Raw genomic sequence first — 12,541 nt, 5'->3', positions numbered from 1 at the left:
TTCGGTGTTCGGCACTTATCGGAATACAATGTTTTTTTAAGAATTTACATTTCTAATCCTTCCATAAGACAGGGATTTTATTAACTTCGAAATGTACAATCGATTGCACAATGAAAAAGAAACTATTCCTTTTAGCACTTTTATCTGCCAATATTCTATTGGCTCAACAAAATCAAACTTCCATTTATGAAAATGTAGAATTTGAGATGCCACAGGTAAATCCACCGGTCATTCCAGACTATTCTGTTAGCGTTTCGGACTTTGGTGGTGTTGGAGATGGCCTTACCAAGAACACCGAAGCGTTTGCTAAGGCAATAGATGCGGTGGTGGCTAAAGGCGGTGGTCATGTCAATGTTCCACGAGGCATATGGCTTACAGGCCCCATCACCCTCCGGAGTAACCTGGATTTACATCTGGAAGATGGTGCGCTGCTCCTGTTTACCAGGGATAAGGATGATTATCCTCTGGTGGCTGTCAGTTTTGAAGGGTTGGAGACTTATCGCTGTTTGTCCCCTATCAATGGTAAGGATCTGGTCAATGTCTCTATTACGGGTAATGGCACAATAGACGGTAATGGGGATGCCTGGCGTGGTGTGAAGAAGAGCAAAGTAACGGATAGCCATTGGAAGCAACTGGTGAAGAGTGGTGGGGTACTGAGTGATGATGGGAAAAACTGGTACCCGTCTGCCAGTTATAAAGTAGGTGCGGATGCCACAGCGGGATTTTTCAATGTTCCAGAGACTTCTTCAGTAGCTGATTTTGAGGCTTTTAAGGATTTTCTACGCCCGGTAATGATCAGTATACAGACTTCCAAAAATGTGATGCTGGATGGTCCAACATTTCAAAACTCTCCTGCCTGGAACATCCATCCACTGATGTGCGAGAATGTCATTTTGCGCAATTTGAATGTGCGTAATCCCTGGTACTCTCAAAATGGTGATGGACTGGATTTAGAATCCTGTAAAAATGTATTGATTTATAACAACACCTTTGATGTAGGTGATGATGCTATTTGTATTAAGTCTGGTAAAGATGAAGACGGACGTAAACGCGGTATACCCACCGAAAATGTGATCATTAAGAACAACATTGTTTACCATGGGCATGGTGGGTTTGTAGTGGGCAGCGAAATGTCTGGAGGGGTGAAAAATATCCATGTGTCCAAATGTACATTCATGGGTACTGATGTTGGTCTGAGGTTTAAAAGTACCCGAGGACGTGGTGGAGTGGTAGAGAACATTTTCATATCGGACATTGATATGATTAACATTCCCACGGAACCCATCAGATTTAACCTCTTTTATGGGGGGCAATCGCCGGTACTGGAGGAAGATCAGGAGGCGGCCGTAGTGGACGAGGAGCTGGTGCCTATCACGGAGGAAACTCCATCTTTCAAAGATATTTACATCAAAAATGTGACTGCTGTAGGCTCGGGTACTGCTGGATATTTTCAGGGACTGCCTGAGATGAATCTCAAAAACATCAACCTCGAAAATGTATACATAGAAGCTAAAAATGGAATTTCAATGGTAGATGCTGACGGTGTTACTTTTAAGGATGTCACTGTGGTGACTGAAAAAGGGTATCCTCTGACCATTTACAATACCAGGAATATTTCCATTTTCGGTTTCGAAGGGAAGACCTCAGGCGTAGGTCTGGTACAGGTTTTAGGGGCTAAGACTGACAAAGTGTCTCTGGTAGAGTCTGACTACAGCGATTGCAAAACAGAGGTGGTCATCGGTAAGGAAGTAGATAAAAAGGCAGTGAAATTGAAATGATCAGAGTTATTTGGAAATGGGCTATTCCGCTTTTTGCAGGCCTTCTGATGAGCTTTGGACTTCTGCAGGAGCAGCAAACAGTAATTTATTTGATTGGGGACTCAACTTGCGCAGAAAAGGAGGTCAATGCTTACCCTGAAACGGGATGGGGGATGCCTTTTGTCCATTTCTTCGATGAGTCTATTAAGGTTGACAACCGAGCTAAAAATGGCAGGAGTACTAAATCGTTTATGGACGAAGGTCGATGGGAGGCGGTGCTCAAAATGCTGAATAGTGGTGATTATGTCTTTATCCAGTTTGGTCACAATGATGAAGTGCCTTCCAAAGTGGGGCGTTACACCACCCCTGAAGAGTTTCAGGCCAATTTAAGGGGATATGTCATCGACACCCGAAAAAAAGGAGCATTGCCTGTATTGCTCACCCCCGTGAGCAGAAGGTCATTTGAAAATGGAGAACTTGTTGATACCCATGAGCATTATGCGCAGCTGGTGCGGGAGGTAGCCCAATCCAATGATGTGCCTCTGATTGACATGACTACTCTGTCCATGGAGCTGGTGAGGAACTTGGGAGAAACGGAATCGAAGTGGCTTTACCATCATCTGGATGCGGGTGAACACCCCAACTATCCTCAAGGGAAATCAGATGACACACATTTCAACGAACTGGGAGCGAGAAAAATGGCTCAATTGGTGTTGGATGGGATCAGAGAACTGAACCTTGAGCTTAAGAATCATATAGTGGCAGGAACCAGATAAGATCTTGAGGTATTTAAGAAAAAGGACATTTGTTTTGGCGATTGTTTTGCTTTTGGGCTGTGCCCAGGAGGAGGAACGTATTGTCACCATTTACCTGATTGGTGACTCTACAATGGCCGATTATGCCGATAACTACGAGGAGGGAAAAGACTATTACAAAACCAGATACCCTATTACGGGTTGGGGGCAGGTATTTCAGCCTTACTTTTCCACGGATCTTTCTGTTTTTGCAGATCTCTTCTCTGCGGACTCCGTGGTGGTGGATGATCGGGCCAGAGGGGGGCGTAGTACACGCACTTTTTTTCAGGAGGGGAGGTGGCGCAGTGTTTATGAGTCGCTGAAGCCCGGTGATTTGGTGATCATGCAGTTTGGACATAATGATGCTGCCGAAAAGAAGACTGAGCGTTATGTAGACATTGAAGGTTACAAGGAATTTCTAAGGCTATTCATAGCGCAAAGCAAACAAAAAGGGGCCACTCCGATCGTATTGACACCTGTGGCTCGCAATTACCCATGGGAGAACAATCGTCTTCAGAATGTGCATGGTGAATATCCTGATGCAGCTCTGGAAGTGGCCAGGGAAATGAATAGTTTGTTCATAGACCTGAACCAGCTGAGTATGAATGCTTTCTTTAAAGTAGGAAGGGAATATGTTACCCAAAACTATTTTATGAATCTGGATTCTGGAGTGTATGAGGCTTATCCTAACGGTCAAAGTGACAACACGCATTTTCAACCCGAGGGTGCGAAGGTGGTGGCCGGGTTGGTTTTTGAAGCGATGAAAACTCTGAAAAAATGAAAAATATCTTATGGATGGGATTGATTGTCTCCTCGTTGGGGTTGTCAGCTCAAAGTTATGATTTTGTGGTGGCCAAGGATGGGGCCGGTGATTTTCAGACTGTACAAGCCGCTATAGATGCGGTACCTCACCTGCGCAAAAACCGAACGATCATATATGTTAAATCTGGGGTTTATAAAGAGAAATTGATCTTACCTACGTCCAAGACTAACGTGTCATTGATTGGTGAAAGTGCAGTCGAAACCATTTTGACTTTTGACGATTATGCCAGTAGGAAGAATATGTTTGGAGAAGAAATCGGAACCTCCGGATCCGCTTCATTCTTTATTTACGGGGATGGCTTTGAAGCCAAGAATCTGACTTTCGAGAATTCTTTTGGTGAGGGTAGTCAGGCCGTAGCGGTGCGAGTAGATGGTGATCGGGTAAAGTTTGAAAATTGCCGTTTTCTTGGTAATCAAGACAGCCTTTACCCACATGGAAAGGATAGCCGGCAGTATTATAAAAATTGTTACATCGAGGGGACTGTGGACTTTATATTCGGGTGGTCTACTGCCTTTTTTGAAGGGTGCGAGATTTTTTGCAAGCGCAATGGCTACATCACGGCAGCATCCACTGAACAAGAAACCCCATTTGGATTTGTGTTCAACAACTGTAAAATAACAGGATTGGCGGAGGCGGGTACGGTATTTCTGGGCAGACCCTGGCGACCTTATGCTCAAACTGTTTTTATGAATTGCGAATTGGGAGAGGTGGTGCATCCTGAGGGGTGGGATCCCTGGAGGTCGGAAGAAAAGAAGAAAACGGCCTATTATGCCGAATATGCAAACCGGGGAGTAGGGTATCAGCCCGACAAGCGAGCTCAGTGGGCACATATCCTTACCGATCTGGAGGCTGAGAAATATTCACTCAAAAACGTAATGAGAGATTGGAACCCGGATGAGGAGTAGGAAAAATCTCACCCATCTGGATTCTAAAGATTAGCTACTGAAATTTTTCCATCCAGAGTGACGCCATGATGAAGGGCCCAACACCCTTCGGGTCGTTGTCTCGTCTGATCTCACCTACATAGTACTCATAAGTTCCCTCTCGGTAGGGGTCTCCACCTAATCCCGCCACACCACAAACATTGGTGAGGCTGATCGTGCCATCTTCATTTTCTTTGATGAACTCCTTTATCAGACCAGCATAAGCCTTTTTGGTCATAGGTGCATAGCTGCTATCCAGGTATCCCTTTTGAATAGACTTGGCCAGAAAGTAGGTAAACATGCTGGAGCACGAGGCTTCCAGATAGTTTCCTTCTTTTCCTGCTTTGTCCAGCACCTGCCACCACACTCCGGAGGCTGGATCCTGATGTTTTTGAATTCCCAGGGCTATTTTGTTGACAATCATCAATAGGCTGTCTCGCTTTGGGTGATCCTCCGGAAAATAGTCCAGTACATCCACCACAGCCATCGAAAACCAGCCAAGGGCCCGTCCCCAAAACTCTGGAGACAAACCTGTTTCAGGATCCGCCCACTTTTGTTCCCTGCTTTCATCCCAGCCGTGGTAGTAAAGTCCCGTTTCTTTACTGTAGGCGTGTTTGTCTATCAGCTTAAACTGGTTGGCGACATCATCGAATAATGCAGGTTCATCATATAACATGGCATACTGTGCCAGAAACGGGCTACCCATATAGAGTCCGTCCAGCCACATCTGAGAAGGGTAGCGCTTTTTGTGCCAGAATCCTCCCTCTGAGGTGCGTGGATGCTCACGCATCTGCTCACGCAGTGTTTCAATGGCTACTTTGTATTCAGGCTTTGGAGTGAGCTGATTGAGCTCTATCAGGAACCTTCCCGGGTTGATTCTGTCGATGTTATAATCACTGAGTTTGTATGTGAGAATTTTCCCTTCGTCCGTGATCATAGAGTCCATGTAGTACTTGCCGTAATCCAAAAACCTATCTTCTCCCGTCCGTGCCCAAACTTTGAAGAAAGAAAGGCATACCAGTCCATTGGTATATTCCCATTTTGGTTTATCCCTGAAGTCCAGAAGCCTTGGATCCGGCGTGCGTTTCATCTCAGAGTCTGCCATTCGCACATATAGAGGAGTTTCAGTTTGGTTCTCTGCAGTTTCTTTGGGCGGGGTACAGCTCGCCAGCAGGACTATTCCAATTAGGTAAAGTATGTTCTTCATGGTGTGGGTTATTCTTTTGATAGATAAAATCAGAGGGAAACGCCTCTTTTCCATGGAATGAAGTCATACTGCTCCAGGTCCATGGATTTAGCTGTTTTGTGGCCACTGGCCACCTCTATAATGTAATTCAGGATTTCACTGCCCATTTCTTCAATGGTTTTTTCTCCGGTGATCACCTTTCCTGTATCTATGTCTATGATGTCGGGCATTTTAGCTGCCAGTTTGGAGTTGGATGAAAGCTTCAGTACCGGAGAAATGGGATTGCCTGTAGGCGTGCCAAGGCCAGTAGTGAAAAGAATGATATTGGCACCTGAACCGGCCAATCCTGTGGTGGATTCCACATCATTTCCTGGGGTGCATAGGAGATTTAGTCCCGGTTTATGTGCGTATTCTGTGTAGTCCAATATATCCGTAATAGGGGACGTACCTCCTTTTTTGGCGGCTCCGGCTGATTTCATTGCATCGGTTATCAGCCCATCCTTGATGTTGCCCGGAGAGGGGTTCATGTCAAAGCCAGATCCTGCTTCTACCGCAGATTTTTCGTAACGGCGCATGATGTCCACAAACTTGACTGCCAATTCCTGAGTGTCCATTCTGTTGATGAGCTCCCGCTCCACCCCGCACAGTTCGGGAAATTCCGAAAGGATGGCTTTACCTCCCAGTGCCACCACCAGATCCGAGGTATAGCCGATGGCCGGATTAGCAGAGATACCTGAGAATCCGTCTGATCCGCCGCATTCCAGACCGATGGTCAGTTTACTGAGGGGAGCGGGTTCACGTGTTTGCTTATTTGCCTCTATGAGGGCCATAAAGGTTTCAGTGATGGAGTTTTTGATCAACTCTTGTTCTTTTCCTGTATCCTGCTGATCATGTATAATGATCGGCTTATCGATGGTCGGGTTGATACTGTGCAAGGCATCGGTGAACATTTGCACCTGAGCATTCTGACACCCAAGACTCAGTACCGTAGCTCCGGCTACATTAGGGTTGTTTACATAGCCAGATAACAGTCGGCAGAGGGTCTCAGCATCCTGACGGGTACCGCCACATCCACCCTGATGAGTCAGAAATCGAATGCCATCTATGTTTTCAAACACTCGTGCTTTGGAGATGTGAGTAGTCGTGTCCAGTTTGAAGTCCAAGACGGAAGCATCGCTTAGCTCATTTTTCCTGAAGCGGTCAACCATATTTTCAACCAGGGCCACATAAGGGTCTTGTTTTTCCAAACCCAAGGCTTTATCAAATGCTTTTTTGATGGTTTCAATGTTTCTGTTTTCACAGAAGACCAATGGGAATACTAACCAATAGTTGGCTGTTCCTACCTGACCATCTTTGCGATGATAGCCCATAAAGGTGGCGTCCTTCCATGGAGAGACATCTGGTGAGGTCCACTGAAAGGCGTTTGCGCTCTTGTCTTCGGCACTGAAAGATTCTGACTGGTGAGCAAGATTGGAAGTGGTCACCGCCTCACCGGTTTTGATGGTTTCTTTTGCTTTGCCCACTGTCACATTATACATGTGTACTTCATCACCTGCATGAAAGTCTTTCATGGCAAATTTATGCTTGGCATTGATGGTGTGTTGCAGTGTGATAGCCTTGCCATTGACTGTCACCTCAGCTCCTTTAGGCAGGTCGGTCAGTGCTACAGCCAGGTCGTCTTTTTCGTGGATGGTTATTGCTCGTATCATCATTACATATTAAGAAGTACCTCTTTCATTTGCTCTGAAGCAATGGCTTTAAAATGGGTGGTCAATAAATCTGAAAGGCCGTCTACTGCTGTAAGGTCCTGATCCCAGAGGGATGAATTGGCCAATACCTTATTCACCAGTGTTTCTGGCTCATCTGATTTGAGAGACTCGAAAAAATTCAAATACGTTTCGTCGTCCTTGAGCCGATCAGTGTCTCGCAGGTACAAATGAATCAGGCACGCCAGAGCGAAGATGAGCTTGTTTGGCAGGTGACCTTTGATCCTTAGGTAGTCAAGAATGGTCGGGAGCACCCGCACCTTGAATTTGGCGATGGAGTTTAAAGAAATAGAGATCAGTTCATGTCTGATAAAAGGATTTCTAAACCTCGAGATCACCTGATCTGCAAATTCCTTGGGATCTTCTCCCGGGATTTGAATGGTAGCTACAATTTCATCAAAAATAATTTCGCGTATCAGTTTACCAGTTTCAGTATCATCAATGGTTTCACTGACTGTCTCCAGCCCATATAGCAAACCTATAGGTACCATAGAAGTATGGGCTCCATTCAGGATGCGCACCTTTTGTGTCCGGTAGGGGGTGATATCTTTCACATACTTCACATTCAGTCCCAGGCGATGGGCAGGGAAGAGTTCCTGCACAAACTCAGGAGCTTCAATGACAAACAGGTGGAAGGACTCGGATTTGACCACCAACTGATCCTTGATGCCAATGCGCTCCGTGATGACTTCAATCTCATCTTTTGGATACCCGGGTACAATTCTGTCCACAAGTGTGTTGGCGAATGCACAGGTTTCGTTCACCCACGTCTTAAAACCCTCACCTAAATTCCAGAGATCAATATATTGGGCTATACATTTTTTAAGTTTGGTTCCATTTTGCTCAATTAGCTCACAAGGGATCATGGCCACACCTTTGCCTTTATCTCCTTGAAAATGGTCATAGCGGTGTTTCAATAACTGTGTGAGCTTACCTGGGAATGTATTGGCCATCTGACCTGCTTCAGGCCGGTCCGTAGCTTCGTGTACGATACCTGCCTCCGTGGTATTAGAGAAAATGAGCTGCACAGAAGGAATCTCTGCCAGAGCGAAATACGCAGCCTGCTCCTCGAAAGGATTGATAACCTCGGATACACACTGGATCAGCTTTACTTCATCTATTGTCTCTCCATTTTCAATACCTTGCCTTACATGGTGATAAAGTCCACCCTGCTCCTTGAGTAGGTGTATGAGGCCATTTTGGAGGGGCTGAACAATAGCCACACTACCGTCGAAATCAGACTTTTCATTGAGTAACTCAATCATCCATTCTACAAAAGCCCTAAGAAAATTCCCTTCTCCAAATTGAATAACCTTAATGGGATGCTGTGTGATTCGTTCTGTAGTGCTCAATTTTTTCATTGTTCCAGATCTTGTTTGATGTTTCTCACAGAATTGGTAAATCTGCGTAAACGATTGCACAAGTTATAAAATTTTCATCCTGTAATCCAAATACCGAGATTAAATTACCATTTTGTTAATGGATCGTTTGGTTGAGGATTCCCGTATGATAAGCTCCGGGCTTAAGAGCACCTTGCGATGGATCGAGTTTCGCCCCTCCACTTGTTCAAGAAAAACCTGAGCCGCCGTTTTGCCCATTTCCTTACCTTTTTGGTCTACGGAGGAGATCGTCGGCTCCAGGTACTGGGTGAATGGGTCATTACCAAATCCCACGATCCCGATATCCTCCGGTATGCGGTAATTGTTTTGCAGTAGCCATTTGGTGGCTCCCAGCGCCGAAAAATCAGAAGAAGAAAAAATGGCATCTGGCTTTACGGGGAGGGACATGAGTTTCTCTGTCACCAGTTTGCCTTGCTCTACATCACTGGGTACTTCAATAATGTAGTCATCCACTACCGGTAAATTATGGTCTTTCAATGCTGCCAAATAGCCCCTGAAACGTTCTCTAAAAATACTCACCTTCTTGTTTCCAGAAAAGAATGCTATTTTTTTGTAGCCATTTTCGATCAGGTGACTGACAGAGGAATAGGCACCCTGATAATCATCAATGGCTACACATGAGGTGTTAAGCGCGTCCGTTGTACGGTCGAAAAGTACCAGTGTTTTGTTTTTTTGAATGACTTTTTTCAAATGGTCATAGGTACTCGTCTCTCGGGATAAGGAGATAATAATACCTGCTACCTGAGCGGATAGGAGGGCATTGACGTCATCTATTTCATTGTCTATTTTCTCGTAAGATTGACAAATGATTACATTATAACCGGACTTTTTCACTTCCTCTTCTATGCCCCGTATGACCGATGAGAAGAATATCCTGTCCGCATAAGGTACGATGATTCCGATGATTTGCGATCGTCCTTTGCGCAGTGAGGCCGCCATGGTGTTGGGTTCGTAGCCCAGCTTTTCAGCCATTGCAAAAACCTTCTTCTTGGTTTCTTCACTTATGCGCGGGTTATTATTCAAAGCTCGGGATACCGTAGATGCGGTGGTATTCAGCTCTTTTGCAATCTCATGAATGGTGGTCTTTTTTCCTTTCAAGCTTTTGTTATTTGTACAGACAGTGCGAATGTAGTCACTAATTGTGGCTCTGTTTGCCGTAATGAATTTCTGGTTACAGATATAAAACCATACTTCACAATTTCCTGAAGCTAATCAATTTAAAGATTCATAATAACCATTTTTTTGGTGAAACAACAAATTTGAGACCATCAATTCACTAAAAATGTGTAAACGATTGCGCGTTTGAGCGAATTCACATAGATTTCCCATTTGTACCGATGGATCGGTGACCTTTAATCCTTATTATTTTCACAAAATGAAATTCATTCCTATCCTGTTTTTTGGCCTTTCATGTCTGTTTTCTTGTACCAGTGATGCCCCGATGGCTTCTATTGCTATTCGTAACCCATCGGATTTAGCTCGTAAGGAGGTGATTGAAGTGGCGTTGAATGTGGATGGAGAAAAACCATTGCAAGGACAGCTTAACGGAAGGACGGTACCGACAGAATTTATTGATGAAAATGAAGATGGCATTATTGAGAAAGCTCTGGTGCTACTTGAGCTTGAGCCTGGAGAGACTGCAAATTTGGAGGTAGTGACCTCAGATGGCTCAGCCAATTTCACCAAAATGACTCAGGCGGAGTTATCTGTCAAGCAGGGAGGAGCGTGGACGGAGAAAGAATATATTGGCGGATCATTTGTGAACCTTGATTTTTTAAGGGTACCTGATCAGCACACTGATCACACCTATTTTGTGAGGTATGAAGGGCCGGGCTGGGAATCGGATCAAATGGCCTACCGCTTTTATCTGGATTGGAGAAATGGGATGGATGTGTTTGGAAAGTTGAAACCGGAGCCAGTTTTGCAAAGTGTAGGTCTGGATGGTTTTGACTCTTATCACGAATTGAGTGACTGGGGGATGGACTTGCTGAAGGTGGGGAAAACTTTAGGCCTGGGCTCAATCGGGAAATTCAGAAATGACACCCTTCATCGATTTAGGGTGGTTGATTCAGTAACCTGTCAGATTGTGAAGAATGGTCTACTGGAGTCAGCAATTAGTACTAACTATTATGGATGGGCCGATGGGGGTAATCGCACCGATTTGATGTCTGCCATTAGCATTCAGGCAGCATCAGCATTGACCACTCACTCAATTAGGTTTACCAATCCAATAGAGGGTTTCTGTACTGGGCTGGTTAAGAATGTTGGGGAGGAGTATGTCAATGAAGTGGTTGATAATTATCACATTTTTGCGACATATGGCAAGTTTAGCTTGAATGATGACAAGCTGGGGCTTGCAGTGATTGTGGAAACACCTTCCATTAGTGAGGTAGTTGATGGAGCAGGAAGTCACGTAGTTTTGTTTAATCCATCAGAGGAGGTTACTTATCACTTTATGGCAGTATGGGAAAAAGGTACCAATCCTATCCAATCAATGGATAGCTTCATGGCGTTATTAAGGCAAGAGGTACTTCGCCTCAATCAACCTCTTCAGGTGCTAGCTGTTGATTAATTAAGGAATCCATCCATTGAAAATAACTTCAAGTTGGTAATTGGCAGCAGTTGTGGGGGTTAGGCTTGTTGCCCACATTGCTCGTTCATTCATGTGAGCTCCGGGGCCCTTAGAGGCATACTCAGCATAGCTTACTGTGGTTTCTTTTTCGGTGGAACCCCAGTTGTGCCAACCAACGGGGAGGATATGATTCTCCATATAGCATTCAATGAATGCAGTTTTGGCATAACTCCTCCAAGGCCTTCCCAGGTAAACCTTGTTCACTGATTCATCCATTTTAGTAATTCTGCATTTCAAAAACACCATACCAAATTGAGAAGATTTAGGGGTAGAGGCTGCGGTGATGTACGAGTTTGATCTGGATACAATGGTGCAGTTTTCGAAGATGACAGTGGCTCCCCCAAAGATGAAATCGGTAGTTCCTGAAATGTAACAATCCTTAAAGTATTGTCTGAAACCTTCTCCGGATGTATAGACCGTGTCCTGATGCCCCTGGATACTACAATTGATCAACTGAATTCTATCTCCTTCCAGATACAGTGCTATTGCCTGGCCTATCGGGCCAGAGCTGTTAATAATGGTTAGGTTTTGCAATCGAACATCGTTGGCCTCTACTTTGAGAGTAAATGTGTGAAAAGTGCTGTTTCGTCCAAGGTTTATGGAGGCAAAATGGTCAGCCCAAACGATCCTCGTACTATCCGTGCTTTCTCCTTTCAGGGTGAGTCTGTTATTCCAGGAGAAAATGGTCACTTTTTCTCGATAGACTCCATTCTTGATATAAATGGTAATGTCCTGTTCTGGGAAAGCTTTAGTCGAATAGATGGCTTCCTGAATGGAAGTGAAATCTCCTTGTCCAGATTTGTCTACCACTATTTCAGTGGCATACTGAGCCAATCCATTGAATGATATGGCGATGATGAGGGTGAATAGGTAGAGTTTTCTCATTTTCAAAAATTTGAACAAGTGAATGATGATCAGATCAAATGGTGTGCAAAGGATAGCACAAAATGAGCGGTAATGAAAGGGATTGGTGAGGCGAAATGTTATTTGAATCGGGGCGGATTGAGGTGAAAAAAATAATGGACATACATGGATATGGGTTGATCTACTTATTGTAAGAATAGATACTCACAATGATTAGAGTTAATTGTATGTTAATGTTCAATGCTTTGCCTATGTTATTGTGAAATCGTTAAAATAAATAGGCCAAATGAGGAGATAATTGATTTGTAGGAATGGTTAATTCCGTAAATATTGAATAATTAATAATTGTTAAATTCGGATTTATCAGAATAATTCATTTGTTTAGGGGAACTTTTT

General features: G+C 44.3%; 10 protein-coding genes. 5 read left to right on the top strand and 5 right to left on the bottom strand.

From position 1 onward, the window contains the following. Positions 1 to 110 precede the first annotated feature (110 nt). From GV030_RS16710 to GV030_RS16695, 4 genes are read left to right on the top strand one after another with little or no spacing between them, the layout of a single operon-like run. Positions 111 to 1,778 carry a glycoside hydrolase family 28 protein gene (locus tag GV030_RS16710; RefSeq protein ID WP_159584434.1) on the top strand — a complete coding sequence of 556 codons (1,668 nt, stop codon included), beginning with the start codon at positions 111 to 113 and terminating at the stop codon, positions 1,776 to 1,778. Beyond that, complete coding sequence (locus GV030_RS16705) at positions 1,775 to 2,533, top strand: rhamnogalacturonan acetylesterase (protein WP_159584432.1); 759 nt, start codon at positions 1,775 to 1,777, stop codon at positions 2,531 to 2,533. The genes GV030_RS16710 and GV030_RS16705 overlap by 4 nt, the downstream gene beginning before the upstream one ends. Positions 2,534 to 2,567: 34 nt before the next feature. Beyond that, entirely contained in the window at positions 2,568 to 3,332 is a 765-nt protein-coding gene (locus GV030_RS16700; RefSeq protein ID WP_255465514.1) for a rhamnogalacturonan acetylesterase, read from the top strand. Beyond that, positions 3,329 to 4,279, top strand: coding sequence for a pectinesterase family protein (locus GV030_RS16695; RefSeq protein WP_159584428.1), 951 nt, complete (start codon positions 3,329 to 3,331; stop codon positions 4,277 to 4,279). The genes GV030_RS16700 and GV030_RS16695 overlap by 4 nt, the downstream gene beginning before the upstream one ends. Before the next feature lie 34 nt (positions 4,280 to 4,313). On the opposite strand, the gene GV030_RS16690 is transcribed toward GV030_RS16695, so the two are convergent. From GV030_RS16690 to GV030_RS16675, 4 genes are all read right to left on the bottom strand, one after another. Then, positions 4,314 to 5,504, bottom strand: a complete 1,191-nt coding sequence (locus tag GV030_RS16690; RefSeq protein WP_159584426.1) for a glycoside hydrolase family 105 protein — start codon at positions 5,502 to 5,504, stop codon at positions 4,314 to 4,316. 29 nt (positions 5,505 to 5,533) lie between these two features. Next, positions 5,534 to 7,195 carry a UxaA family hydrolase gene (locus GV030_RS16685; RefSeq protein WP_159584424.1) on the bottom strand — a complete coding sequence of 554 codons (1,662 nt, stop codon included), beginning with the start codon at positions 7,193 to 7,195 and terminating at the stop codon, positions 5,534 to 5,536. Beyond that, the gene (locus GV030_RS16680; protein WP_159584422.1) at positions 7,195 to 8,610 is read right to left on the bottom strand and encodes a tagaturonate reductase; all 1,416 of its coding nucleotides are present in this window, start codon (positions 8,608 to 8,610) and stop codon (positions 7,195 to 7,197) included. Before GV030_RS16680 ends, GV030_RS16685 begins: the two co-directional genes overlap by 1 nt. 99 nt (positions 8,611 to 8,709) lie before the next feature. Continuing rightward, entirely contained in the window at positions 8,710 to 9,747 is a 1,038-nt protein-coding gene (locus GV030_RS16675) for a LacI family DNA-binding transcriptional regulator (RefSeq protein WP_159584419.1), read from the bottom strand. A 277-nt stretch (positions 9,748 to 10,024) separates the two neighbouring features. On the opposite strand from GV030_RS16675, the gene GV030_RS16670 reads away from it, so the two are divergent. Then, positions 10,025 to 11,221 (top strand): DUF4861 family protein, encoded by a 1,197-nt coding sequence (locus GV030_RS16670; RefSeq protein ID WP_159584417.1) that lies wholly within the window; start codon positions 10,025 to 10,027, stop codon positions 11,219 to 11,221. On the opposite strand, the gene GV030_RS16665 is transcribed toward GV030_RS16670, so the two are convergent. Next, positions 11,222 to 12,166, bottom strand: a complete 945-nt coding sequence (locus tag GV030_RS16665; protein WP_159584415.1) for a pectinesterase family protein — start codon at positions 12,164 to 12,166, stop codon at positions 11,222 to 11,224. Positions 12,167 to 12,541 lie beyond the last annotated feature (375 nt).

It is taken from the genome of Marinoscillum sp. 108, assembly GCF_902506655.1.
Lineage (GTDB): Bacteria > Bacteroidota > Bacteroidia > Cytophagales > Cyclobacteriaceae > Marinoscillum > Marinoscillum luteum.
Note: the sequence above shows the minus strand (reverse complement) of the source record. Positions and strands in the feature narration are given on the sequence as shown.